17 protein-coding genes and 1 pseudogene are annotated in these 24,651 nt (G+C 59.5%); 3 read left to right on the top strand and 15 right to left on the bottom strand.

Annotated features, from left to right (window positions below; all coding sequences use genetic code 11):
* Positions 1-221: 221 nt before the first annotated feature.
* The 5 genes from AC1RL4_RS11260 to AC1RL4_RS11240 all read right to left on the bottom strand — a co-directional run bounded on the left by AC1RL4_RS11260 (position 222) and on the right by AC1RL4_RS11240 (position 6,877).
* Complete coding sequence (locus AC1RL4_RS11260; protein ID WP_230172662.1) at positions 222-1,592, bottom strand: TolC family outer membrane protein; 1,371 nt, start codon at positions 1,590-1,592, stop codon at positions 222-224.
* A 2-nt stretch (positions 1,593-1,594) separates the two neighbouring features.
* On the bottom strand, positions 1,595-2,944 hold the full coding sequence (locus tag AC1RL4_RS11255) for an HlyD family type I secretion periplasmic adaptor subunit (protein WP_230172655.1): 1,350 nt from the start codon (positions 2,942-2,944) through the stop codon (positions 1,595-1,597).
* Positions 2,941-4,728, bottom strand: coding sequence for a type I secretion system permease/ATPase (locus AC1RL4_RS11250; RefSeq protein WP_019579012.1), 1,788 nt, complete (start codon positions 4,726-4,728; stop codon positions 2,941-2,943). The genes AC1RL4_RS11255 and AC1RL4_RS11250 overlap by 4 nt, the downstream gene beginning before the upstream one ends.
* Positions 4,729-4,940: 212 nt before the next feature.
* Complete coding sequence (locus tag AC1RL4_RS11245) at positions 4,941-5,363, bottom strand: AprI/Inh family metalloprotease inhibitor (protein ID WP_019579013.1); 423 nt, start codon at positions 5,361-5,363, stop codon at positions 4,941-4,943.
* Between the two features lie 65 nt (positions 5,364-5,428).
* Complete coding sequence (locus tag AC1RL4_RS11240) at positions 5,429-6,877, bottom strand: serralysin family metalloprotease (RefSeq protein WP_018926004.1); 1,449 nt, start codon at positions 6,875-6,877, stop codon at positions 5,429-5,431.
* A gap of 513 nt (positions 6,878-7,390) precedes the next feature.
* Here AC1RL4_RS11240 and ahr point away from each other — a divergent pair.
* A complete protein-coding gene (gene ahr / locus AC1RL4_RS11235; protein ID WP_230172653.1) occupies positions 7,391-8,422 on the top strand; it encodes an NADPH-dependent aldehyde reductase Ahr in 1,032 nt (343 codons plus the stop codon).
* Positions 8,423-8,495: 73 nt separating this feature from the next.
* Here ahr and AC1RL4_RS11230 read toward each other — a convergent pair whose 3' ends face one another.
* The 4 genes from AC1RL4_RS11230 to AC1RL4_RS11215 are packed head-to-tail and all read right to left on the bottom strand — an operon-like array spanning position 8,496 to position 12,288.
* Positions 8,496-9,581 (bottom strand): polyamine ABC transporter substrate-binding protein, encoded by a 1,086-nt coding sequence (locus AC1RL4_RS11230; protein WP_230172651.1) that lies wholly within the window; start codon positions 9,579-9,581, stop codon positions 8,496-8,498.
* A gap of 59 nt (positions 9,582-9,640) precedes the next feature.
* The gene (locus tag AC1RL4_RS11225; protein ID WP_019579016.1) at positions 9,641-9,982 is read right to left on the bottom strand and encodes a cupin domain-containing protein; all 342 of its coding nucleotides are present in this window, start codon (positions 9,980-9,982) and stop codon (positions 9,641-9,643) included.
* A gap of 32 nt (positions 9,983-10,014) precedes the next feature.
* Positions 10,015-11,421 (bottom strand): NAD(P)/FAD-dependent oxidoreductase, encoded by a 1,407-nt coding sequence (locus AC1RL4_RS11220; RefSeq protein WP_019579017.1) that lies wholly within the window; start codon positions 11,419-11,421, stop codon positions 10,015-10,017.
* 51 nt (positions 11,422-11,472) lie between these two features.
* Positions 11,473-12,288 carry a helix-turn-helix transcriptional regulator gene (locus tag AC1RL4_RS11215; RefSeq protein ID WP_230172650.1) on the bottom strand — a complete coding sequence of 272 codons (816 nt, stop codon included), beginning with the start codon at positions 12,286-12,288 and terminating at the stop codon, positions 11,473-11,475.
* Positions 12,289-12,563: 275 nt separating this feature from the next.
* Here AC1RL4_RS11215 and AC1RL4_RS11210 point away from each other — a divergent pair, with 275 nt between their 5' ends.
* On the top strand, positions 12,564-12,839 hold the full coding sequence (locus AC1RL4_RS11210) for a DUF1652 domain-containing protein (RefSeq protein WP_018926009.1): 276 nt from the start codon (positions 12,564-12,566) through the stop codon (positions 12,837-12,839).
* 217 nt (positions 12,840-13,056) lie between these two features.
* Here AC1RL4_RS11210 and AC1RL4_RS11205 read toward each other — a convergent pair whose 3' ends face one another.
* From AC1RL4_RS11205 to AC1RL4_RS11195, 3 genes are all read right to left on the bottom strand, one after another.
* Positions 13,057-14,253 (bottom strand): cystathionine gamma-synthase, encoded by a 1,197-nt coding sequence (locus tag AC1RL4_RS11205; RefSeq protein WP_028940547.1) that lies wholly within the window; start codon positions 14,251-14,253, stop codon positions 13,057-13,059.
* The gene (locus tag AC1RL4_RS11200) at positions 14,250-15,626 is read right to left on the bottom strand and encodes a pyridoxal-phosphate dependent enzyme (RefSeq protein WP_493119598.1); all 1,377 of its coding nucleotides are present in this window, start codon (positions 15,624-15,626) and stop codon (positions 14,250-14,252) included. Before AC1RL4_RS11200 ends, AC1RL4_RS11205 begins: the two co-directional genes overlap by 4 nt.
* A gap of 176 nt (positions 15,627-15,802) precedes the next feature.
* Positions 15,803-18,277, bottom strand: coding sequence for a UvrD-helicase domain-containing protein (locus AC1RL4_RS11195; protein WP_230172645.1), 2,475 nt, complete (start codon positions 18,275-18,277; stop codon positions 15,803-15,805).
* A 281-nt stretch (positions 18,278-18,558) separates the two neighbouring features.
* Here AC1RL4_RS11195 and AC1RL4_RS11190 point away from each other — a divergent pair, with 281 nt between their 5' ends.
* Entirely contained in the window at positions 18,559-19,254 is a 696-nt protein-coding gene (locus AC1RL4_RS11190) for a pirin family protein (RefSeq protein ID WP_019579022.1), read from the top strand.
* A gap of 157 nt (positions 19,255-19,411) precedes the next feature.
* Here AC1RL4_RS11190 and pgm read toward each other — a convergent pair whose 3' ends face one another.
* The 3 genes and pseudogenes from pgm to AC1RL4_RS11175 form a co-directional block, all read right to left on the bottom strand.
* A complete protein-coding gene (pgm, locus tag AC1RL4_RS11185; RefSeq protein ID WP_230172643.1) occupies positions 19,412-21,058 on the bottom strand; it encodes a phosphoglucomutase (alpha-D-glucose-1,6-bisphosphate-dependent) in 1,647 nt (548 codons plus the stop codon).
* Positions 21,059-21,168: 110 nt separating this feature from the next.
* Positions 21,169-22,569: an aminotransferase-like domain-containing protein gene (locus tag AC1RL4_RS11180; RefSeq protein WP_019579024.1), complete on the bottom strand. Its 1,401-nt coding sequence runs from the start codon at positions 22,567-22,569 to the stop codon at positions 21,169-21,171.
* Between the two features lie 67 nt (positions 22,570-22,636).
* Positions 22,637-24,126, bottom strand: a pseudogene (locus AC1RL4_RS11175) (hypothetical protein).
* Positions 24,127-24,651: the final 525 nt, after the last annotated feature.

The following is a 24,651-nucleotide window of genomic DNA, read 5'->3' as shown; positions in this document are numbered from 1 at the left end:
GTGCATGAAATCTCGCTTTCTTGGCGTTTTTAGAGTTCTAGGCCCCGGTTCAGGGGGTGATATTGCGTCGTTTACTCAGGTCCTCTGTGGCGAGGGGGCTTGCCTCCGTTCAGCTGCGTAGCAGTCTTGAGTCCGACAGCTGCGGCATATCTGTTGAATCACCGGTTCCGGTTTTGGGACGACTTCGCCGTCCAACGGGGGCAAGCCCCCTCGCCACAGGGTTACGGTTTTTTCATTGCCGGGCCCTGGCCGAAGGCCTCATCCACCTTGGCCAAATCCTGTTCGTTCAAGGTGCCGGCGTAGTAATGCAACTTGGTCCAGGCCATCAGGTAGTCGTAGCGTGCCTGCGCCAGATCCCGGCGGGTGGTAAATAGTTGTTGTTCGGCATTCAATGCGTCGAGGTTGACCCGTTCGCCGCCCAGAATGCTTTGTTTGGTCGAGATCACCAGCGCTTCGGCTGAGGTCAGGGCCTTCTGATAAGCGCGCAGCTTGTTGACCCCCGACAGGCAGGCGCTGAACTGGCGGCGCAGCTGGATCAAGGTTTCCCGGGTCTTGCCGTCCAGTTCGTACTCGGCCTGTTCCATGGTGCGGCTGGCCTGCCGGGTCGAGGCCGAGACGCCGCCACCTGCATACAGCGGAACATTGACTTCAATACCGATGGTGTTGGTGTCATAGCGCTGGTTGTAGGTGTTGCCACTTTCCGATTCGTTCTGGCGCATCGAGGCGTAGGCGCTGACTTTCGGCAGGTGCCCGGCGCGGTTGCGTTCGACCTCGTAGCGCGCCACTTCCACCGCCTGGCGCTGGGAGGCCAGGTTCGGGTTGTTGGCCACTGCCATCTCATGCCAGGTGTCGTAATTGGCCGGTTGCAGGGTGAAGGTCTGGAAGTTCTGATCCAGCGGCGTCAGGTCGCCGATATCGATGGCCTGCACGCCAATCAATGCGCCGAGCTCGCGCAGAGCCGCATCCTGTTCGTCACGCGCCTCGATTTCCTCGGCAGTCGCCAGTTCGTAACGTGACTCGGCTTCGAGGATGTCGGTGCGCGTGCCTTCCCCTTGGCGGAACATTTGCTCGTTCTGCTGAAACTGCTCCTCGAAGGCTTTTTTCTTCGCGCGCGCAATGTCGATCTGGTCCTGGGCGAACAGTGCCTTGGTGTAATTCTCCAGCACACGAACCAGCAGTTCCTGGCTCTTGCCACGGAAGTTTTCATCAGCGAACAGCGATTGCGCCACGCCCTTGCGATACGCCGCGTAAGCCTCGTAGTCGAGCAATGGCTGTTGCAAGGTCAAGGTCGAGCCGTAGCTGCTGTAGTTGCGATCATCCGTTTGTCTGTTACCGCGATCGTTGAGGTATTTGACCTCGGAGGAGTTACGCCCCTTGTTGTAGTTGTAGCCCAGCCTCGGCAACAGCCCGGCGCGGCCGATGGCGCGGTTTTCAAGGCCGGCATCGCGCTCTTTGATGGCACCGAGGAACACTGGATCATTACGTAACGCTTGCTCATAGATGTCGAACGGCCCCATGGCCATCGCACTGTTGCATGTCAGCAACGCCAGGGTCGCTGCGAGCAGGGAAAACTTATTCATACAACCGAACATCCTTATTCCTCGGTCAACGCGGAGCCTGCCCGGTCGAGCAGCGGTTTGAACAGATAGTTGAGGAGTGAACGTTCACCGGTGCGCACGAACATTTCTGCCGGCATGCCGGGTTTGATTACCAGGCCGTTGAGTTTTTCCATGGCCTGATCGCTGACGCTGCTGCGCAGCACGTAATACGGTGCACCGGTTTTTTCATCGACCATTTGGTCGGCGGAAATCAGGCTGACTTCGCCTGGCACTCGCGGGGTACGGCTCTGGTTGAACGCGGTGAACAGGATGTCCACTGGCAAGTGCGTGCCGACCTTGTCGATCAGGTTGATCGGCAAGTGCCCTTCCACTTCCAGGCTGGTGCCTTGCGGGACAATCTCCAGCAGGTTTTCGCCCTGACGTACTACCGCGCCTTCGGTATGAACCCCAAGGTTGACCGCAATGCCGTCAGCGGTGGCGACGATTTCGCTGTGTTGCAGGTCGAAGCCGGCGGAAGTCAGCTGCTCTTCCAGGGTCACGCTTTTGAGCTGCGCATCGGCCAATTGGCTGCGGACTTCCTTCTGGTATTCCTCGCTGTGCTGTTGCAGCTTCAGCCGGGATTCGAGGATGCCCTGCTCCACTCGGCCGCTTTCGCCGGTGTTCTCCGCCAGTTGTTGCTGCACTTGCGACAGCTGACGCTGGTATTCCATCAAGCGGTTGCGCGGGATGTAGCCGTTGTCTGCCAGGGGTTGCAGATTGCTCAACTGTTGTTGCAGTGAACTGGCCTGGGCTGTCAGGTCCGTGCGCGCGCGGCGCATGCCGGCCAGTTGCGCGCTGGCGCCTTCGATGTTCGCGCGCAAAGCGGCTTGCTCACGGGAAAACGCTTCGCGGCGGCTGCTGAACAATTGCCGTTGGCCTTCAAGCACCAGCGCCAGGCGTGGGTCAGGATCGTTGCTCAGTTGCGCGGGGAAATTCACCTGCTTGAGGTTGTCCCGTTCACTCTGCCAGCGCGCCAGGCTGGCCCACGCCATGCGGTATTGCGCTTGCAGCGATTGCACGTCGGCCGCGACCTGGGTCTGGTCGAGACGGAACAGCGGCTGGCCCTGTTTCACCACTTGGCCTTCACGCACCAGAATCTGGCTGATCACGCCGTTGCTCATCGATTGCACGGCTTTGCGCTTGCCCGAGACCACCACGGTGCCCTGCACCGGGATGCCTTGATCGAGCGGCGCGAGGCTCGCCCAAGTGAAAAAACTGCCGGCTCCGACGATCGCCAAAATCCAGCCCATGCGGGCGAAGAAACGGGCGTCGCGCTCGGGGCGTTCGGCAATGTAATCGTGTTCCATCGTCGCTTCGTTAGCGTTGTTCATGCGTGTGCTGCTCATACACCCGAATTCCTGGTCGTGGGCTGATACTGCCGGCTCATGCTGAGCCCGCCCGGTGCCTGCGCGGCTTTTTCACGTTGTGGCTCCTGAGCGCCTGACTGGTTGCCGGCAAGCGCCTTGAGCACTTCCTGGCTTGGGCCGAAGGCTTGCAAGCGACCTTCGTTGAGCACCAGCAACTTGTCGGCCTGAGCCAGGGCCGAAGAACGATGGGTGACCAGAATCACGCTGGTGCCCCGGGCCTTCATATGCGCGATGGCGCCGGCCAGTGCCGCTTCGCCGACGGTGTCGAGGTTGGAGTTCGGTTCATCCAGTACCACCAGGCTCGGATGGCCGTACAACGCACGAGCCAGGGCCACCCGTTGCTTCTGGCCACCGGACAAACCGCTGCCGTCTTCGCCGAGCACGGTGTCGTAGCCTTGGGGCATGCGCAGGATCAATTCATGGACGCCAGCCTGCTGCGCGGCCTCGACGACTTGTTGCGGGTCTGCCTCACGGAATCGGGCGATGTTTTCGGCGATGCTGCCACTGAACAATTCGATGTCCTGGGGCAGATAGCCGATGTAAGGGCCGAGGTCGTCGCGGTTCCAGCGATGAATGTCCGCGCCATCGAGGCGCACCGTGCCGCCCAGCGTCGGCCAGACGCCGACCAGCACCCGCGCCAGGGTCGACTTACCGGAGCCGGAAGCCCCGAGCACGCCCAACACTTCGCCGGCGCCCAGGTGGAAATTGACCATGTGCAAGGTCGCTGCCCGCTGCCCCGGCGGGCCGGCGCTGACTTGCTCGAACGTGATCTGGCCTTTCGGTGCCGGCAGCGCCATGGCCTCGTCACTCGGAGGAAAGGCTTGCAGCAAGGCGTCGAGGCGGCGGTAAGCGAGTTTGGCGCCGCTCCACTGTTTCCACACAGCGATCAACTGATCGATGGGGCTCAGCACCCGGCCCATCAAAATGGAGCCGGCGATCATCATCCCGGCGGTCATGTCGCCCTTGATCACCAGCAAGGCGCCCAACCCCAGGACCAGCGATTGCAGGCACAGGCGCAGGGTTTTGCTCAGGGAGCTGATGACCGCGCCAGTGTCGCTGGCCTGATTCTGCAAGCCGAGAAAACGCGAGTGCACCCCAAACCAGCGTTTGCGCAAGGCGCCGAGCATGCCCATGGCCTGAATGGTTTCGGCGTTATGCAGGTGACTGGTGGCCAGTTGGCTGGACTTCTGGGAAAACCCCGCGGCTTCGCCCAAAGGTTTTTTGGTCATGGCCTCGTTGAGGCAGGCCAGCCCGATCAACAGCACCGCCCCTGCGGTGGCCAATACGCCGAGCCAGACGTTGAACAGGAAAATCACAAACAGATAGACCGGAAACCATGGCGCATCGAAGAAGGCAAACAACGCTGGGCCGGTGACAAACTGGCGAATATGGGTCAGGTCGCCAAGGGATTGCCCGGCGTTGCCCTCACCTTTGAACAGGTTGCGCTCGAAAGCAGCCTGATACACCCGCAGGTTGAAACGCCGCTCCAGTTGGCTGCCGATACGGATGACGATGAAACTGCGCACGGTCTCCAGCAACCCGATGAAGGCGAAGAACCCGACCACCATCAGCGACAACATCGCCAGTGTGGTTTCGTTTTGCGACGACAGCACCCGGTCATAAACCTGGAGCATATAAATCGACGGGACCAACATCAGAACGTTGATCAATGCGGTAAAGCAGCCGACGCTGATCAAGATGCTCTTATAGTCGCCCAGTGCCTTGAATAACGGTGCGGTGGCCGGGCTCTTCGCCATCTTCATTGGTTTTTCCTGAGGTATTATGCCTCGCCTCACTTGGCAAGGTTCCAATTAACTGTCCGCACACGGGCCGAGACATTCTTTTGCCGGTTATCGCTGACAGATTAATAACAACTCTTTGTGGAATTTTAAGAGTCCTGGTTATTGATCTGCTGCTTATAACTGCAATAACGGTCTTTATATTCAGTACCTGCCGCCGGTCCGGCGCTTTTCGCTTATTGCGCTGCGCGCGTGAGCGTAATAATCAGCCCCGACTTCAAGTTACTTTTGTAAAGTCCTTCCCGCTGCCGACTGAAAAACACAATTCTTGAGCCTTCCTTACCAGTCACGGCAATGCCGTCCGGCTCCGGAAACCAGCCGATCGCCGACTGGTTCAGCCAGGCACCAAGGCAGTCGGCTCCCTCACCCAGGGTCTGGTCCGATTTAAGCTCTATCGTGCAGACATTCGACGGTTTGTCCTGCAGCGCCTGGGACTCGGGCGAGTCTTGCGCGGTATTCAAAATGGCTTGCCATTTGCCGGCGAGCTCCGACGGGTCGGCTAATTTCAGACTGCTTGCCATGGCTACTTCTCCAAGAAACATCATCAGCGTCGCTAACAGCCACGCGGTTGTTTTGCAGGTAAAAGCGTTCTGGGTCATAGGGCGTTTTACTCTGGATCGGGGCAGAGAGCGACGCGTAAAGCGCCGCCCTCTTATGCCTTGAATCAGGCCACGATGTCCGAGAACGCCGCCTGGCCAACGGTGCTGACCAGGAAATCAGCCACGCCGTGCCCGGAGAAGTCCACCGACAACAGGCTGTTGCCGCCCGAAGTGGTCAACACTGCATCGCCTGCCGCACCGGTGAACGAGTTCACGAAATGCAGGCCGGCGCCTTTGGTGATGCCGGTCAGATCGATCTTGTCCAGGCCGCTGACAAAATCGAGGATCTGGTCGACCGCGCCTGGCTTGGAGTCGCTGCTGGCCGCGAACACGAAGGTGTCCGAACCCGAGCCGCCCCACAGTTTGTCTGCACCGCCCGCGCCGAAGAGGATGTCGTTGCCGGCACCGCCCTTCAGTTCGTTGGACACACTGTTACCGATCAACAGGTCGCTACCCGAGCCGCCAATCGCGTTCTCGATCGTGACGCCTTTGGCGATGGACACGTTGCCCACCAGGCCACCAACGTCGGAGAACGAGGCTTCATTGAGGTTGATCTTCTGGTTCTGGGTAAAGCCGGAGAAATCCAGGGTGTCCTTGCCACCCGCATCCCACACCGAGAACACGACTTTGTCCGACGACGAAGACGCGCTCAAGAAGTCGCGACCGGCGTTGGAGTTGAAACCGTAGGTGGTGTCACCGGTACGGGTGGTGGTGTTGGCACCGTAGAGTTTCTGGATGGCCGCGATATCGTCCATCAGCGGGCCGGAAGAATAAGCTTCCACACCGCCCTTGCTGAAGTTTTGATCGGTATTGCTTTCACTCCAGTAACTCATGACGCTGTAACCGCGGGTGTCTTGCCCGTAAGTCGCGTCATTGTAAGTCGGCGCACCTTCACCGGCGTTGTAATCGCCAGGGTGGGCCAGGCCCAGGGTATGACCGATTTCGTGGGTCAGGGTCTGACGGCCATAGTTGTTCAGGTCCGGCGTCTTGTTCGGCGTGTAGCTGCTGTTGGTCAGGTACCACGACGTACCGTCATAACCGGCGCCCGTGCCAGGCAGATAAGCAAATGCCGCTGCGCCATCCTGACCACCGCTGTAGTTGCCGAAGGTCATGTGACCATCACCGCCGGAGGACTTCTCGGTGAAGGTGACGTTGGCCACGTCGGCCCAGGATTGCATGGCGAGCACGGCCTGGGCTTTCTGTTGCGTATTGAACTGGCTGAACCCGGTAATGCCATGCTTGTTCATGGTGCTCGACGAGGCCGAGGTCAGGAACGTGTAGGTAAGTTCGATTTTGCCACTGCCGTCCTTGTCCTGGTAGGCAGCGCCGTCACGCAGCAGCTGGGTAGCAGCCTGGTCGACGGAGAAGGAGGGTTTGCCATTGACCGTGAGATTGCCACCCCGATCATACTGATGGCTGAAACTATCGATCTGGTTGTAGGCAGAACTGGCGGCAGCCAATGGTGCAAAGGCCTGTTCGGCAAGATCAATAGCGTTGTCTTTTACTTTCGACATAAACACACTTCCTTGTTTAGCAATGGAACAGTTTTTGTCCGATACGACAATCTCTGGCGAGATCGTCCTATCACTCGCCCAATGAAGGCGTATGAAAACTGACACAATTCGAAATCAAACGTCTACATTTTTTTTGACGTCAAATTGAACTGTTTCGCAGAACTCCAGCAAACATTGCTTGCGCTGTCGAAAGATTGTTTTTAGTACAGGGTTTCAGCCGGATTGTCCGACAATTTCATATTTAAATATTAAATATTGGTAAGTTGTTTTTTGTTGATTGGTTCTCTTTTTTTGGACTTCCTAGTATCAGTGCCGGTGTATTGATATCAACTAAATTAAACGTCCAGTTAGTTGCCGCAGTGGACGACGACAGAGCTCCGACGACCCGTTAGTCCCGGCACCGCCCTCAGACCATGCTCGTGATTGCGGCCTGCTAGACTGATTACGCTCTGGCTTGCCAGGCCACCGCATCCGAACGGCCAAAGTCCCTGTCTCCTGATCTGGAGGTATCCCATGAGCAACAGTACCGAACTCACTACTTTTACCGGCTGGGCTGCAACGTCGGCAGGCGCTCCACTGGAGCGCTATAGCTACGACCCCGGTCCATTGGGCGCCGAGGAGGTGGAAGTCGCCGTGGAGTATTGCGGCGTCTGCCACTCCGACCAGTCGATGATCGATAACGAATGGGGCCTGAGCCACTACCCGTTTATCCCTGGCCACGAAGTGGTCGGCAGTATCGTGCGAGTGGGCGCACAGGTACGCGGTCTCGAAGTGGGACAACGGGTGGGCATCGGTTGGTACAAGGGCAGTTGCATGCATTGCTCCTCGTGTATCGAAGGCTCCCACCAGCTATGCAGCACAGTCCAACCCACCATCGTCGGCAGCAACGGCGGCTTCGCCGATCGCCTGCGTTCGCACTGGGCCTGGGCGCTTGCGATACCGGACGGACTTGACGCGGCCATGGCCGGACCGCTGTTCTGCGCGGGCTCGACGGTGTTCAACCCGCTCGTGGAATTCGACGTCAAGCCCACCGACCGGGTCGGTGTCGTGGGAATCGGCGGCCTCGGTCATCTGGCACTACGCTTCCTCAACGCATGGGGTTGCGAAGTCACGGCCTTTACCTCGTCGCTGAACAAGCAGGACGAAGCCAGGCGCCTGGGGGCACACAACGTGCTCGCCTCTACCGACAGTAACGCGCTGAAATCCATTGCCGGCACCCTGGATTTTCTCCTGGTCACCGCCAACGCCGACCTCGACTGGCCGGCCATGCTCGGCACGCTACGCGGCAAGGGTCGCCTGCACTTTGTCGGCGTCGTGCCTGGCGCTATTCCAGTGCACGTATTCAACCTGCTGCCCCAACAAAAGAGCGTGTCCGCCTCGCCGGTTGGCTCGCCCAGTAACACAGCAACCATGCTGGAGTTCTGCGCCCGCCATCAGATCTTGCCGCAAGTCGAGCACTTTCCCATGAGCCGGATCAACGACGCCATCGATCACCTGCGCAGTGGCAAAGCGCGCTATCGCGTCGTGCTGGACGCCAGCAAATGACAGACTGGCGCGTCGGGTAATACCGCACGCGCCTTTTGCCATCGCTACTCGAGAGGTGTTGCAGGCAGACCAATCAGCTACCGGTCCTGATCTTGTTCCACACCCGCGTCCGCACCCGGTCAATGTTCAACGGCATCGCCTCAAGGGCAAACAATTTGCCCATCATTTCCGGGCTCGGATACACCTTGGTGTCGTTCTTGATCGCCGGATCGATCAGGCGGTCGGCCTGTTCGTTGCCGTTGGCGTAGTGCACGTAGTTGCTGATGCCGGCCATGACGTCGGGACGCAGCAGGTAGTTCATGAACGCGTAACCGGCTTTCTCGTCCGGGGCGTCGGCGGGCATAGCGACCATGTCGAACCAGATGGCCGCGCCTTCCTTGGGAATCGAATAGCCGATGTCCACACCATTCCCGGCCTCCTTGGCGCGGTTTTCCGCCTGGAGAATGTCCCCGGAGAAGCCGACGGCCACGCAGATATCGCCGTTGGCCAGGTCGCTGGTGTATTTGGACGAGTGGAAATAACTGACATAGGGCCGGACTTTCATCAGCAGCGCCTCGGCCTTTTTATAGTCTTCGGGGTTCTTGCTGTGATGCGGCAGCCCCAGGTAATTCAACGCCGCCGGCAACAGTTCGGGCCCGTTGTCGAGGATCGCCACGCCGCACTTTTGCAGTTTTGCCATGTTCTCGGGCTTGAAGATCAGGTCCCAGGAATCCACTGGCGCGTTGTCGCCCAGCACAGCCTTGACCTTGGCCACGTTGTAGCCGATGCCGGTGCTGCCCCATAAATACGGGAAGCCATGCTCGTTGCCCGGGTCGTTGGCTTGTAACGTTTTGAGCAACACCGGGTTGAGGTTTTTCCAGTTCGGCAGCTGACTCTTGTCGAGTTTCTTCAGGGCCCCGCCCTCAATCTGTCGGGCCATGAAGTGGTTGGACGGGAATACCACGTCATAGCCGGATGTGCCGGTCATCAATTTGCCATCAAGGGTTTCGTTGCTGTCGAAGACGTCGTAACTGAAGGCGATACCGGTTTCTTTCTGGAAGTTTTTTGTGGTGTCCGGGGCGATGTAGTCCGACCAGTTATAGATTTTCACGGTCTCGGCGGCCTGACTGAGGGTCGCGACGAGCGCAAGTGGAGCAAGCGTCAGTGTCTTTCGGATCATGGGTCGATTCCTGTATGGGTTGTTTTCTTTTTATTGGAGAACTGGCAGGCAATCAGAGATCAAAAAATCAAAACGTAGGTCTTGCGCACGGTTTCCTGGATGTCCCAGATGCCGAGGCTGTTGGCTGGCAACATCAGTGCATCGCCGGCTTCTATGTAGAGGGTTTCACCGTCATCCGGAGTGAAGGTGCAGCGACCCTGGATGAAGTGACAGAATTCCTGGGCAACGATCTGCCGGCGCCAGCGGCCGGGAGTGCATTCCCAGACGCCGGTTTCGACACCGTCGTCGCGTTCGACGCTGGTGGTCGAGGCCACCGCCACGGGCATCCCCAGCGGCACGGCGACGGGCGTTGACTCTTCCAGCTTCAGGGTTGCGGTGTTCTTGAAGTGAGTGATTGGCATGGGGGAGTACCTGTCGATTGAGAAAACGCCATTCAGTGCATGAAACCTTCCATGAACCCGGCAACCCGGCCGGCCAGTTTGCGACGCCAGGGCGCGGTGGACGGGTTGGCCAGGGTCTGGTCTTCGTGAACGAAGCTGCGGATGATTGCGTTGTAGCCCAGCCAGCGGCAGGGCTCCGGCTCCCACGCCTTGAGCGCGTCGAGACCGCCCTGAGCAATCACCCACGGCTGGCGCACCAACTCGGTATCGCGCTGAAGAATCAGATCGGCCAGCGTCCGCCCGCCGAGGTTGCTGGCACCGACGCCCTCCCCGCCATAACCGCCCGACAAGGCGATGCCGCTGGCCTGATCGCAGAGCATGTGCGGCTTGAAGCGCCGGGACATCCCCAGGTTTCCGCCCCAGGCGTGGGTGATTCGCACGTTCTTGAGCTGCGGGAAGAGTTCACCGAACAGGTAGCGTCGCAACTGCACTTCGCTGGCGCTCAGCTCGAAGTCATGGCGCAACTTGCCAGCAAACTGATAGCCGCCACGGGCGCCGAACACCAGACGGTTGTCGGCCGTGCGCTGGCCGTAGGTCACCTGGCGGCTGCTTTCGCTGAACGCCTGACCATGGCTGAGGCCGATGTCGTCCCAGGTCGCGGCGGACAGCGGTTCGGTCGCCACCAGTAAACTCTGCACGGGCAATTGATAACGGCCCAGCGGCGGCAACGTGACCGCGTAACCTTCTACCGCCGGCACGATCCAACGGCTGCGAACCTGCGCGTTGGTTGTACGCAGACTGCCCGACTGCCATTGGGTGACCGGGCTGTTCTCGTAGATGTTGACCCCCATGCGCTCCACCGTCCGTGCCAGACCTCGCACCAACTTTGCCGGGTGAATGGTCGCCACGTGCGGTGCATAGATACCGCCATAAGGTTTGGCGATTCTGATCTGTTGCGCCAATTGCTCGGGGTTGAGCCAGCGGTAGTCGGCCTCGGTCAGCCCTTGGCGGTAGAGCGCGTCCAGATAATCGCGCAGGCTGGCTTCCTGTTCCGGGTAACGGGCCGCACAGTAAAGCGCCCCGCCCTTGCGATAATCACAGTCGATGCCTTCTCGTTCGAGGACGATTTCTACTTCATCGGGGATGCCGTGCAACAGATCGTAAGAGGCGCGACGTTGTTCGACCGGTAAACCGGCGAGCAAGCGATCCTCGCCAAGCAGGTTGCCCATCAACCAGCCGCCGTTACGGCCCGACGCACCAAAACCCGCGGTTTGGGCTTCGACAATGGCGATGTTCAGTCCCGGCGCCAGGCGTTTGAGGTAGTACGCGGTCCAGAGCCCGGTGTACCCGGCGCCGATGATGGCCACGTCGACGTCCAGGTCCTTTTCCAGCGCCGGGCGCGCCAGTAACGGCTCGTCGAGTTGATCCATCCACAAACTGATCGTGCGCCACGCTGCCATGCCAGACTCCGCCACTCAATACTTCGATGGCGTCGATCCTAGTGCGTGGGTTCAGGGGCTGTCTTGCGCGCGTGCACGCAAAGAAATTTGTTTGGCGTAAGCCTTGGGCGACAGACCGGTGTGCTGGCGGAAACAGCTGTAAAACGCCGACAGCGAATTGAAGCCTGCGGCAAAGGCCAGCTCATCGATACGCAGTGGTGGAGTGGCACTGTCCAGTGCCGCGAGCAAATGCTGCAACCGCGCCTGATTGACGTAACGGTAGAAGCTTTGGCCGAGCACCTGGTTCAACAGGTAGGAAATCTGATTGCGGCTGTAACCGCACTCCTTCGCCACCCGTTGCAGGTCGAGTTCGGGATCCAGGTACGGCTGCTGTCCCTGGAAATACTGCTGCAAGTCTTCGGCCATGAAACTCAGCTGTCGCGGTGACAACCCGAGCCGACTGACCGCCGGGCGCAGGTTGCGGGCGGCTTTGCCGGATGTTTGTTCATGTACAAGGGTGGCGTATTCATTGACCCGCCAGATCAGCCCGTCACGTACGGTGATCGCCTCGCTGGTCCGAAACGACACCAGCCCTTCACCGCCGCGAAGGGTGATGCGGTATTGAATGAACGCCGTGTTGCCATCCAGTCGAATACGGTCCGAGTGCTCCAGCGCCTCATCCGGATCCCGGGGCATGCTGTCGCGCACGTAGTCGCGCAACGCATCCAGCCCCATCACGCGGTTCTGGAAAAAGTCGTTGTACTGAATGTCCGGGTGATAAAGCGCCATCACACCATCCAGATCCCGGTGCTTCCAGCGCAGGTGGTAACGCATGACCGTGTCGCCCGTGGCCTGGGTTTGCAACGGACCATCATCATCGGCGTGCATAGAGGACTCGACGAGAAAAAACCGAGCTTGCCGAAGTTCTGTCCGGGCTTCAATGACCAATGGGATGCCCGGTAATGCTGGCCCTTGGCCGAGATGCCGGTATCTCATGACCTGCATCAAAAAAAACTGAACCAATCGCTGAACGGTCTGAAAAATTCCACATGATTTTCACATCCGGGTGCTACTTTTAAAGACAGTCACCGGTTGAGCCATTGAAGGCTCTTCCCTCCTAACATGAGCTAAAGGAAGCGCTCGATGAAGAAGGTGGGCAACACATGAATCAAGGTTCATTCAGCAAGGTCACTTTTCCAAATGCCTGCCAGCTGATGCGCTGGCATTTTCATCCCATGGGTTTCGAAGCGACCATGGATGCACCGGGCAGCATGGTTGCTCGTCTATTCGACCGAGCCAGCGGCGAAACCATGATCGCCATTGCCGGCATTCCTTGTGCAACGGTCATGAATGCCGCCGATGTAGAGCGGATTATCGAAGCGGTCGAGGATGAGCTGGAAGCGTTCATTCCTCCGCAGACGCTCAGGAGTTATGCCTGACAGCCAACACCCGACAAAAAGCCCGCTTATCGATTTAGCGGGCTTTTTGTAGCAGCTGTCGAGCCCGATCGGCTTGTAGCAGCTGTCGAGCCTGCGAGGCTGCGTTCGGCGGCGAAGCCGTCGTGAATCCTGTTGACACCGTCTGCCTGATACACCGCGAGTTATGATTTTACGACGGCTTCGCCGCCGAACGCAGCCTCGCGCTGCTCGGCAGCTGCTACAAGGAATGCGTCGCCGCAACTTGCATCAGCGCCTGGGCCAGATCGGCGCGCAGGTCTTCGACATCCTCCACCCCCACAGACAAACGCACCAGCGCATCGCTGATACCTAGCTGTGCGCGTGTTTCTGCGGGAATGGTGGCGTGAGTCATGATCGCCGGGTGCTCGATCAGGCTTTCCACCCCGCCCAGGCTCTCGGCCAAGGCAAAGATCCGCACACTCTCGAGAAAACGTCTGGCGCCCGTCAGGTCGCTGTTCAGCTCGACGGAAATCATCCCGCCGAACCCGCGCATCTGCCGCCGCGCCAATTCGTGCTGCGGGTGCGATGGCAGGCCCGGATAATACACGCGTGCCACTTGCGGCTGACGCTCCAGCCATTGCGCCAACTCCAGCGCGTTGCTGCAATGACGTTCCATGCGCAGCGCCAGGGTCTTCACCCCGCGCAAGGTGAGGAACGCGTCGAACGGCCCGGCGATCGCCCCCACTGCGTTCTGCAGAAAGCCCAGGCGCTCGGCCAGTTCCGCATTCTGCCCGACCACTGCAATGCCGCCGATCACGTCGGAATGACCATTGAGGTACTTGGTCGTCGAGTGCAGCACGATATCAAAGCCCAATTCCAGAGGACGCTGGATCCACGGGCTGGCGAAGGTGTTGTCCGCCACGCAGATGATGCCTCGCTCGCGACAGATCCGCGCGACGGCGGCGAGGTCGGTCAGGCTTAACAAAGGATTGCTCGGTGTCTCGACCCAAACCATCCGCGTGTCGTCCTGCAGCGCGGCTTCGAAGGTCGCCAGATCAGTCATATCGACGAAGCTGAAGCGATGCCCGGCGCTGCGCCGGCGTACCCGCTCGAACAGGCGGAAAGTCCCGCCGTACAGATCATTGCCGGAGACGATGTGCGCGCCTGCGTCGAGTAGTTCGAGTACGGTGCCGATCGCCGCCAGTCCGGAAGCAAAGGCGAACGCCTGGGTGCCGCCCTCAAGGTCCGCCACGCAACGCTCCAGCGCAAAGCGCGTCGGGTTGTGCGAACGCCCGTAATCGAAGCCCTTGTGCACACCGGGACTCTGCTGCGCATAGGTGGAGTTGGCGTAAATCGGCGGCATCAGCGCCCCGGTGGTCGGGTCCGGTGTTTGTCCGGCATGGATCACACGGGTGGCAAAGCCCCGTGGCGCGGTGCTTTCATCGTGCTGACTCATGCCAGGGACCTCCGCAAGTGATTGAGCATGTCGACGCGGGTAATCAGGCCATGGAAGCCCGAGGTGTCGGCGATGATCGCCACCAGCCCACGGTCGAGCACCGCCTCCAGCTCAGCAAGACTGGCGCCGGGAGGCAGGGTTTCGAGCTTGTCGGTCATCGCGCTGGTCACGGTCATGCGAAAATGCGTAGCGTCTTCATGCACGCCAAACAGAATATCGGACTCGTCGATGACCCCGACCAGCCGCTGCCCATCCACCAGCACCGGCAGTTGCGACACATCCGCCAGGCGCATGCGCTGGAAGGCGGTGAGCAAGGTGTCGTCCGGCCCCACGCTGACCACCCGGCCATCCTCGAAGCGCCGCGCGATCAGGTCACGCAAATCGCCGTAGCGTTTGCGCACAAGCAGGCCCTGATCGTTCATCCACTGGTCGTTATAGATCTTCGACAGATAACGGGTGCCGGTGTCGCAAACGAAACTGACCACCCGCTTCGGCTCGGTTTGCTCGCGGCAATAGCGCAATGCCGCCGCCAGCAAGGTGCCAGTCGAAGAGCCGCCGAGAATGCCTTCGGCGCGCAGCAGTTGGCGGGCATGATCGAAGCTTTCCTCGTCGCTGATCGAATAGGCCTTGCGCACGCTGGAAAGGTCGGCAATCGACGGAATGAAGTCCTCGCCGATGCCCTCCACTGCCCAGGAACCGGGCGTACCGAGGGTGCCGCTGCGGCTGTATTCGGCCATCACCGAGCCGACCGGGTCGGCCAGCACCATTTCCAGATTCGGTTGTACGCGCTGAAAGAAACGAGTCAGCCCGGTCAGCGTGCCGGCCGAACCGACTCCGACGACAATGGCATCCACATCATGCTGAGTCTGCGCCCAGATCTCCGGCGCGGTGCTGCACTCGTGGGCCAGCGGGTTGGCCGGGTTGTTGAATTGATCGGCGAAGAACGCGTCGGGAATATCCTTCGTCAATCGCGCCGCGACATCCTGGTAATAATCGGGATGGCCCTTGCCGACGTCGGAACGGGTGATGTGCACTTCGGCGCCCATCGCCTTGAGGTGCAAGACCTTCTCGGTGGACATTTTGTCCGGCACCACCAGCACCACCCGGTAACCCTTGGCGCGGCCAACCAGTGCCAGCCCCAGGCCGGTGTTGCCGGCCGTGGCCTCGACGATGGTGCCGCCGGGGCGCAGGCGACCATCGCGCTCGGCGGCGTCGATCATCGCCAGGCCGATGCGATCCTTGATCGATCCACCGGGGTTCTGCGATTCGAGTTTGAGAAACAGCGTGCATGGGCCGGTATCGAAGCGGCTGACACGCACCAGCGGCGTATTGCCGATCAGTTCGAGCACGGCGGGACGGGAGTTGTTCGGCATGTCGTCACCTCGCAGCGGAATCCGCACTGGATGGACAGCGACCCGCGGCGAGCATCGCGCGCCAGTCGCCAGCAAAGCCTCGCTTGGACCATAGGCCGGGATTGCGCGCCCCGCAACTTTTCGTAGCCAGTCGGTAACGTCGTCGCCTGAACGCCGCTACCTGAGAGTTCCCGGTTTCATGCAGGCACTTTTCCCTGACGGTGATCAGCAAAAAACGCCTTGCCCTTGCCGATCCGGTCGGAGGCCTTGGGCGTGTTCGCCGCCTGGGTATCCTGGCCATCGACATACCAGTAGCAATGACTCACCGCGCGAGTGATGCCCACGTAGGCCAGACGCAGGATCTCGTCTTTCTGCGCGCTGTCGTAGGGCTCGCTGTCGCCGGCCTTGCCGAGCCCGGCCATGCGATAGACCTGGTTCTTGTAAGGCGAACTGGTCAGATGCTGGCAATCGCCCAGCAGGAATACCGCATCAGCTTGCAGGCCCTTGGCGCTGTGATAGGTCAGTTGCTTGAGCCGTCGCGCGTCGTACGGCAAGCTAGAATCCACATTAACTACAGACTGAATATGCTCTTCTATCAATGACTTATCGCTACTTTTTCGATAAAGCATCAAGATTGAATCGCCTTTCCTGTAGTGCTCGATCAGGCGCTGGGCCATGCCCTGGTCATCCCGATCGAGGACGTTCACCGGCAGCAACGCCTTGGGTTCGCCGCTGGCCTTGGCCTTCTTGCCGGCGATTGCCGGTGCCGCACGGACGATGTGCTCCGCCGCGTCGATGATGTGCTGATGGCTGCGGTAATTGTCACTGAGCATCACCTTGGTCGTGCTCGGCGACGGGAACTCCTTGTTGAACTCCATGAAGTAGCTCGGCGAACTGCCACGCCAGCCGTAGATCGATTGCCAGTCGTCCCCCACACACAGCAATGACGAACGTTGCGCCCCGCGCCCTACGTGCATGGCCGGGCCACGACTGCGGATCTCGGCCAGGCTGGCGCGAATCCAGGAAACGATCTGCGGCGACACGTCCTGGAACTCATCGATCATCAAGTGCGACATTGGCCTGAGCAGTTCATCGCCGAGCAACTTGAGATTCTCCGGTGAATGCTCGCTGAACAGGGCAAACATCCGGTTGTAGGTCATCACGGGTGGCGATTGATTCAGCAGATGATCTTCCAGCGCTCGCCAGAACAGGCTCAAGGCCTCGAAGAAGAATCGGTCCGGGTCATCTTTGGCGAAACTCATCTGGCCCACGGCATTGGGCACATCCAGGCCGAGGTTTTCGATAAACCCGGCTGCCGCGACAAAACAGTCCAGCAACGGCGCGGAAGCCAGCTCGCCCTTGACCTTGTAATCGAAGCCCGGCCCGGCGCTGGCGTCACCGGCAAGCGACGCCAAAACACGTTTTGAAGATTCGTAACTATCGAGCCATATCAATGGCTTACGACAGAAAGCTTGAAACAGGGTGCGCTTTACAGCCCATTCCGCACGCACGGTCAGCTTGGCATTCGGGCGACTGACCTGGGGATTTTCCCGAGGATCGAAACCCAGCACCACCCAGGCATCCAGCGCCGGAATGTAACCGTGGCAATGGAAGGTCGAACCGTTGATGTCGAAGGTCTGACGATTCGGCTCGATGCCCTTGATCGGCCAGGCGCCGGCGCGAAACCACAGGTCCTCGATGGTGTCGCACAGCTCTTCATCGCGCTTTGCCGCCAGTTCAGTCACCGCCATGCGCTTTTGCACGTCCGGGTGATCGCGCTCCAGTTCCTTGAGCTGCAAGGCGTGACAAGACAACGGCTTGATCAATTCGCGGAAACGCTCATCGCGGGTATGCAGGCTGTGATAGCAGGCGTTGAGCTGCTGGCGCTGGGCGTCGTTGATTCGCAGGTCGAAGGGGTTGCTGTCGACCTCCTCATCGCTGCCCTGCACGCGAAAGCTGAGGTTTTCGAAGGCTTGCAGTCGTTCGAAACCCGGCAGGCTGCGCACCATTGGCAGGATCCGCGAATGAAAAGTACGCACCAGGTCCCGCGCTTCTTTGAAGCTGAGCGCCCGGCCCCACACGGCAAACAGTTCGATCAGCTTATTGATGAAGTCCTTGCGCGACTCGCGGGTGAAGGTCACCACGGTCATCGAGCTCAGCTCAAACCCCAGGTAATGGCTGAGCAGCAGGATACGCAACACCAGGGTGGTCGACTTGCCCGCGCCCGCGCCGGCGATCACCGAAGTCGACGGTGTGTCACTGAAGATCATTTTCCATTGGGCAGCGCTCGGCTGGGCATGCGCAGGCAGCAGTCGCGCCACGTCGGCCTTCATGCGCTTCTTCAGCTCGGCGCTCAATGGCAGGCGCCAATCGTCGAACAGGTTGTCATCGACGTTGGGCGGTCGATGCTCGGTGGAGCGCGAGTCGCGGATCAGCAGCACTTGCCGGCCTTCTTCCAGACCCTCGAGCTTGCCTTCCTTATAGCCGTATTCCACACCGGCGCTGTGACCGCTGCGAAAACCATCGGCTTGCCCGTGCAGCCAGGACGCACGGTGTTGCGCGCGCAAGCGGGTCAGGCCGTGGCCAAAGAACCGGGCGGCCAGACGTTTGAGCAAAGGCATCTCGGCCAAGGGACGAAGTTCGGGCGGAAGATCGGGTGTGTGTTGCGGCACGCAGGCGGACTCCAGTGTGTGAGGCTGTCGGGGGCTATGGTGTCTGCATTTGTCGTTGAGTTCTAGTGAAATGCTTACAGGTCATTGGCTTATGCGATGAAGTGAAGGCTGGATGAGAAAAATTCGAGATTATTCGGTATCAAATAATTCGATGGTATTGAGGCATTTTTTACGCTTTTTATCGATGGGTACCTGATGGATGATACTGACCATCAACCACCGGTTCTCGTTTGTGGCTCAGACGTTCTGCCCCCATGACGAACCTTTTTCAGGAGACGATCATGCTTGAACTCAGACCTTTCAACTCCCTGGGCGGCGCGCACCATGGCTGGCTGGATGCTCACCACCACTTTTCGTTCGCCGAGTACTACGACCCCAAACGCATGAACTGGGGCAACCTGCGGGTGTGGAACGATGACGTGATTGCCCCCGGCACCGGGTTCCCGCAACACCCGCACCGGGACATGGAAATCATCACCTACGTTCGTGAAGGCGCGATTACCCACCAGGACAACCTGGGCAACAAGGGCCGTACCGAAGCCGGTGATGTGCAGGTCATGAGCGCCGGCACCGGGATCGCCCACAGTGAGTACAACCTGGAAGCGACCGAGACCCGGATCTTTCAGATCTGGATCATCCCCAACGAAACCGGTCTGGCACCGTCGTGGGGCGCCAAGCCCTTCCCCAAAGGCCAGCGCGAAGGCTTCGTGACCCTGGCCAGTGGCAAGGCCGGCGACGATCAAAGCCTGCGGATTCGCGCCGATGCACGTCTGGTGGCGGCCAACCTGAAAGCCGGGGAAACGGCTGAATATCGTCTGGACAGTGGCCGTCGCGCTTATCTGGTGCCAGCGACAGGAGCGATTGAAGTCAATGGCTTGCGCGCACAAGCTCGAGACGGGGTTGCGATAGCCGATGAGCAAGTGTTGCGGGTGACTGCGATCGAGGACAGTGAAATCGTCTTGGTAGATTTGGCTTGAGGCGGTAAATGCGCGGCAAAAAAAGGGGCGACCGTTGATGGTCGCCCCTTTTTTCTGAAATGTTGGTGACTGTACTGACGCCATCGCGGGCAAGCCCGCTCCCACAGGTTTAGCGCAAATCCTTGTGGGAGCGGGCTTGCCCGCGATGGGCCTTCAATCACTTCGCAGAAATTGCGCCATCTACCAGTGTCTGAGCCTCGGCCACCAGTTGTTTCAGGTGGTCGTCACTGACAAAGCTTTCTGCGTAAATCTTGTAGATGTCCTCGGTGCCCGACGGCCGAGCCGCGAACCAGCCGTTCTCGGTCATGACTTTCAGGCCGCCGATGGCCTGGTCGTTGCCCGGTGCATGGCTGAGGATGCTCTGGATCGCTTCGCCCGCCAGTTGAGTCGAGGTGACCTGCTCCGGCGACAATTTGCTCAGCAGAGCTTTCTGTTCAGGGTTGGCCTTGGCGTCAACGCGTACCGAGAACGGCTCACCCAGTTCATCGGTCAACGCGCGATAGGCCTGGCTTGGATCACGGCCCGTGCGAGCGGTCATTTCAGCGGCCAGCAGCGCCGGAATCAAACCGTCTTTGTCGGTACTCCAGACACCGCCGTCCTTACGCAGGAACGACGCACCGGCACTTTCTTCACCGCCAAAACCCAGGGAGCCGTCAAACAGACCGTCGGCAAACCATTTGAAGCCGACCGGCACTTCGTACAGACGACGGCCCAGACGTTTGGCGACGCGATCGATCAAGCCGCTGCTGACCACGGTCTTACCCACGGCCGCATCGGCGCGCCACTGTGGACGGTTCTGGAACAGGTAGTCGATCGACACCGCGAGGTAGTTGTTCGGCGCCAGCAAACCACCGGACGGGGTCACGATGCCATGGCGGTCGTGATCCGGGTCGCAGGCAAACGCCACGTCGAAACGCTCTTTCAGGCCGATCAGGCCTTGCATCGCGTGGCTGGAAGATGGGTCCATGCGGATCTGCCCGTCCCAGTCAACGGTCATGAAACGGAACGTTGCATCAACCTGTTTATTTACCACTTCCAGGTCCAGGCGGTAGTGCTCGGCAATTGCCGACCAGTAGCGCACCCCTGCTCCGCCCAGCGGATCGACACCCAGACGCAGCTTCGCATCGCGGATGGCGTCGAAGTCGATCACGTTGATCAGGTCAGCGACATAGGTGTTGAGGTAATCATGACGATGGGTAGTGCTGGCCTTCAGGGCCTGCTCGTAGCTGATGCGTTTGACGCCGGCGAGTTTGGCTGCCAGCAACTCGTTGGCCTTGGCTTCGATCCACTTGGTGATGTGGGTATCGGCCGGGCCGCCGTTGGTTGGGTTGTACTTGTAGCCACCGCTTTGCGGCGGGTTGTGGGACGGCGTGATGACGATGCCGTCCGCCAGGCCTGAAGTGCGCCCGCGGTTGTAGCAAAGAATCGCATGGGAAATGGCCGGCGTCGGAGTGTACTCGTCGCCTTCGGCGATCATCACCGTCACACCGTTCGCTGCCAGCACTTCCAGGGCGCTGGCACCGGCCGGCGTGGACAGCGCGTGGGTGTCGATCCCGACGAACAGCGGGCCATCGATGCCCTGGGCTTCGCGGTACAGGCAGATCGCCTGGCTGATGGCCAGGACGTGCCATTCGTTGAAACTCAAGTCGAACGAGCTACCTCGGTGTCCGGACGTGCCGAAGGCGACGCGCTGGGTAGAAATGGCTGCATCGGGCTGGCCGGTGTAATAGGCCGTTACCAGTCGCGGGATGTCGACCAACAGTTCTGCCGGTGCCAGTTTGCCCGCAAAAGGACTGAGTGTCATGCAAAACCTCTGAGAGAGAGTAGTTCGGGATAGGAACGCAGTTTACTGACAGTTTGGCTGTCGCGCGACGTTATCGAATGTCAGGTTCCGAGGAGCTCTGGCGCCTCGGCTCAATCGATCGACTCCAGACGCAAGGCATCCCCAAGCAGCCCCAGTGCAGCGACGAGCTCGTGGTCGCCACCGAACGTATGACTCAGGCGCAAGTGTTGCGCGTGCAGGCCCTGCAGACTGAACAACTCCCCCGGTGCGATGACCACTTGCTGCTTGAGCAGTCTCTGGAACACTCGATGTACATTGACCTGGCGCAACGAGCGAATCCACACCGTCGCCCCGCCCTGGGGCTCGACGAAATGCAGCGATTCCGGCAGACGCTCCTGGAGCAGTTGGGTCATCAGCACCATGCGCTCCTTGAGCAGTCGACGCAACACCAGCAGGTGTTGATCGATACGTCCGTTGCTGTACAGCCGTGCGATGGCTTTCTGACGAATCAGCGACAAACGGAATGCCCGCAGCAGAAAGTGCCGTTGCAGTTCGGCACGCAGTTGTCGCGAGAGCAGGTAACCAAAGGGTGCCTCCGAGCCAATGATTTTCTCGAAAGTGGAAAACACGATCAGCCGATCAGGGTCCACCAGGTCGCGAAACCGCAAGCCGCTCGGTTCGAATTCGAGCTCGCCGTAACAATCGTTTTCCAACACCCAACAGCCATGCCGTTCCAGCAGTTGCGCAGTGGACTGCCGGTTGTCGTCAGGCGCCACGCTCCCGCGCGGCATGTTCAGTCCAGATGAAAGCATCATCAGTCGCACCCGCCCGGTCTCGAGCAGTTCTCTCAGCTGTTCGAGATCCAGGCCACCACAGGCTTGCAGCGGCAGCTCGACAACCTGCACGTCTGCGTCCTGGAACAAGCGCAGAATCACCCAATCGCACGGCGACTCGACCACCACCACCGAATCTTTGAGCTCAAGAACGGCGATCAATATTTCAAGTACGCCGCGCATATCTGCGCCGATATAGACATCATCGGCATGCCAGCAGCGCGTCGGTGAAGTGGTGTAGCGTGCGGCAAGGGCCGTGCGCAGTTCCAACTCGCCGCAGGGTTGTGAAGACGGTTGCGGCTGGCGCGGATACTGGCGCAGCAATTCTCTCTCCAGCAACAACAACGGGCTGTCCAGGGGTTGTAACAACGCCGGTTCATCGGCGCTCAACACCAGCATGCCGGGGCGCCTGGCGTTGACATAGACCGTTTCGAGCAGGTCTTTGCCGCTGCCGGGCAGGCCGATAGAGGGCACCGGCAGTGCGTAATAACCTGACTTGGCAACCGAATAGATGCGTCCTTCCTTCTCCAGCAGCGAATAGGCGTATTGAATGGTCGAAATCGACACACTCAAACGATCCGCCAACTGCCGCAATGAGGGCAGGCGCACTCGCACGTCGCTGCCCGGCTCATTGATCAGATTGTTCAGGTAGCGGTACACCGCCTGGTACGCGAAATCGGAATCTCGTGATCCTTTCATGGGTGATGACCGAACACGCTACGAACGTCATGACGCACTCTCGATGCGTCCGCCAAACCAGGAGCGTTCACTGGCCCATCGACCATTCGCCAGTCACTGCTGTTTCATTCTCAGGGTCCATGCCTTCGACTTGCACGCCCGCGTGGCCGCTTTCCGTGCCTGGCACCCTACCCTCGTCCCGAACCACCGGCCCCATGCGGTAAAGCGTACCGATCAGGCTGACCGACAACCCGCTGACATCAACCATCCACTGCAGAACCTGCTCGGGTGCCGGACCGCCCTGCATCGCCCGGTGCAATTCCGGCAGCGCCACCAACATCCCGGGATGGCATTGACGAAGAAAATGCTCCAGGGCCGCGCCGTTATCGACGAACGGGGCGAACAGCAGGCATACCAGTTGGGCTTCACTCAAACCGAGGTTCCTTTGTGCCTCGGCCGTCGCCAATCCGCGCTGATCGGCCATGGTCAGCAGATTGCCGAAGGTCCCCATTGCCTGCTCGCAAAAACGCTCGGGCAATTGTTTACGGCGCATCATCACCAACGCCTGCTGCAGGTATTCGCTGACACTCTCTTCGTAGGTGCGACCGTGTACAAAGCGCGCTTGCAAGCCGCGAAGGTGCGCGGATATCGACAGGCTGACATAGTCGTTATCACTGAGCTGAGCCGTCAGTTCGTCAGGTTGAAACCCGAGGAAGTCAGTGAGCAGCGGCCAGCGCTCTTCCAGATTGCTGACCAGCATGTCGTGAATGTCCATGAAGGTCGTGCGACGGCAGGCCTCAAAGCGCTCGGCAGGACGCCACGCAGCCTGAGAAAAGTCGGGATAAAACTCGCGATAGCAGTCGCTGCCCAGTTCATCGAGCCGCGCGAACAATCCCTCGTAGCCCGTTTCATGGCGGCTCGTCGGTGCAGCCCAGCCTTGGCTGCAGCGCGGTTCAAACCCTCGATAAACTGCGCCTGCCGACGGGGGGAATCGCTGCTGATCATGACATCGACGCCGTTGTCCCAGCGGGCAATTTGTCCATAAAACTCACCCGTGGCCAGGTACCCGTCGTCCCACAACTCAAGCGGCCCGTTCCAGGCGCGACGGTGCCCGACCATCAGCAGGTTAAGCCGATTCGACTCACGGCCGGCTTCGGAGATTGGCGCCAAGTGATTGAACGGCAGGACCTCACGATTATCGACCATCAACATTTCGACCCGGGGATCGTCGTAGAGAAACAATGCACTGCTGCTGCGATGGATGTTTTCCAGTGCTGTCGAAGCCGTACCATTCAAGCGCAAAGTGGCCACTCGCAACTGAAACGTCGCCGGTGCCCGACTGGCGATACTCAGTTGCGCGGCGCGCAGCAGCGCCAGTGTGTAGCAGCTGTCACGGGACCCGGACTGGATCGCCAACACCTTGTAATCGCCGATACGCTCCATACCTCCAGCCGACACCACCAGGCGCTGAATCATCAGTTGCAATGCCGTGCGCTCCGCGCGAGAGAAAAAGCTCAGCAAGCGCTGCAGTACTTGTTGATAAACATAATTCATTGCCTGTTCATGGGTATGGGTCATCATTGTTTACCTGTTACTCATAAGTTCAACGCCACGCAAACAATTACATGCACTGCGCGACGGATTGCCTGTCATGAATGGGGTGCCGGGTTTGTTATCAAATGCTAGCACTTAAGCATTGTGTAATTATTTGAAATGGTTGCATGTCTCGGGAACCTCAATCAGGACTGGACCGCCGCAACGCCCGGCAGGACGGGTGCTTTTTGGCCCCGAGCGATTTCCTAGGAAATTTCCGACAACATCCCACAGACATGTAATACAAGAAATAAAGAAAGAAGTTGCCAATAAATGTATGGCCGCCGAGCGGCGTCGAATTATTTGTTGAGCATGTATTGCCGATGCGCGTTGAAAAGTTTCAACCTGATACCCAGCCATGACTCTTTCCTTGAGATGAAATAATCGTTCAATTATCAGGGCTTACATAATGATTAGAAGATACAGATCGAGAGCAAAAACCAGTTCAGTTGCTGAACCGCCCCACCGAAGGATCGATGGGTGTCTCATTTTGGAGGTTTTGACAGCGGA

Source organism: Pseudomonas sp. GW822-FHT07A10 (assembly GCF_058798795.1).
The sequence above is the reverse complement of the archived record's forward strand: the minus strand, read 5'-3'. Positions and strand labels throughout refer to the sequence as shown.

Coding starts and splice junctions, on each gene's coding strand:
- AC1RL4_RS11260 (WP_230172662.1), bottom strand. CDS start 1,592: ATGTTCGGTTGTATGAATAAGTTTTCCCTGCTCGCAGCGACCCTGGCG.
- AC1RL4_RS11255 (WP_230172655.1), bottom strand. CDS start 2,944: ATGAGCAGCACACGCATGAACAACGCTAACGAAGCGACGATGGAACAC.
- AC1RL4_RS11250 (WP_019579012.1), bottom strand. CDS start 4,728: ATGAAGATGGCGAAGAGCCCGGCCACCGCACCGTTATTCAAGGCACTG.
- AC1RL4_RS11245 (WP_019579013.1), bottom strand. CDS start 5,363: ATGACCCAGAACGCTTTTACCTGCAAAACAACCGCGTGGCTGTTAGCG.
- AC1RL4_RS11240 (WP_018926004.1), bottom strand. CDS start 6,877: ATGTCGAAAGTAAAAGACAACGCTATTGATCTTGCCGAACAGGCCTTT.
- ahr (WP_230172653.1), top strand. CDS start 7,391: ATGAGCAACAGTACCGAACTCACTACTTTTACCGGCTGGGCTGCAACG.
- AC1RL4_RS11230 (WP_230172651.1), bottom strand. CDS start 9,581: ATGATCCGAAAGACACTGACGCTTGCTCCACTTGCGCTCGTCGCGACC.
- AC1RL4_RS11225 (WP_019579016.1), bottom strand. CDS start 9,982: ATGCCAATCACTCACTTCAAGAACACCGCAACCCTGAAGCTGGAAGAG.
- AC1RL4_RS11220 (WP_019579017.1), bottom strand. CDS start 11,421: ATGGCAGCGTGGCGCACGATCAGTTTGTGGATGGATCAACTCGACGAG.
- AC1RL4_RS11215 (WP_230172650.1), bottom strand. CDS start 12,288: ATGCACGCCGATGATGATGGTCCGTTGCAAACCCAGGCCACGGGCGAC.
- AC1RL4_RS11210 (WP_018926009.1), top strand. CDS start 12,564: ATGAATCAAGGTTCATTCAGCAAGGTCACTTTTCCAAATGCCTGCCAG.
- AC1RL4_RS11205 (WP_028940547.1), bottom strand. CDS start 14,253: ATGAGTCAGCACGATGAAAGCACCGCGCCACGGGGCTTTGCCACCCGT.
- AC1RL4_RS11200 (WP_493119598.1), bottom strand. CDS start 15,626: ATGCCGAACAACTCCCGTCCCGCCGTGCTCGAACTGATCGGCAATACG.
- AC1RL4_RS11190 (WP_019579022.1), top strand. CDS start 18,559: ATGCTTGAACTCAGACCTTTCAACTCCCTGGGCGGCGCGCACCATGGC.
- pgm (WP_230172643.1), bottom strand. CDS start 21,058: ATGACACTCAGTCCTTTTGCGGGCAAACTGGCACCGGCAGAACTGTTG.
- AC1RL4_RS11180 (WP_019579024.1), bottom strand. CDS start 22,569: ATGAAAGGATCACGAGATTCCGATTTCGCGTACCAGGCGGTGTACCGC.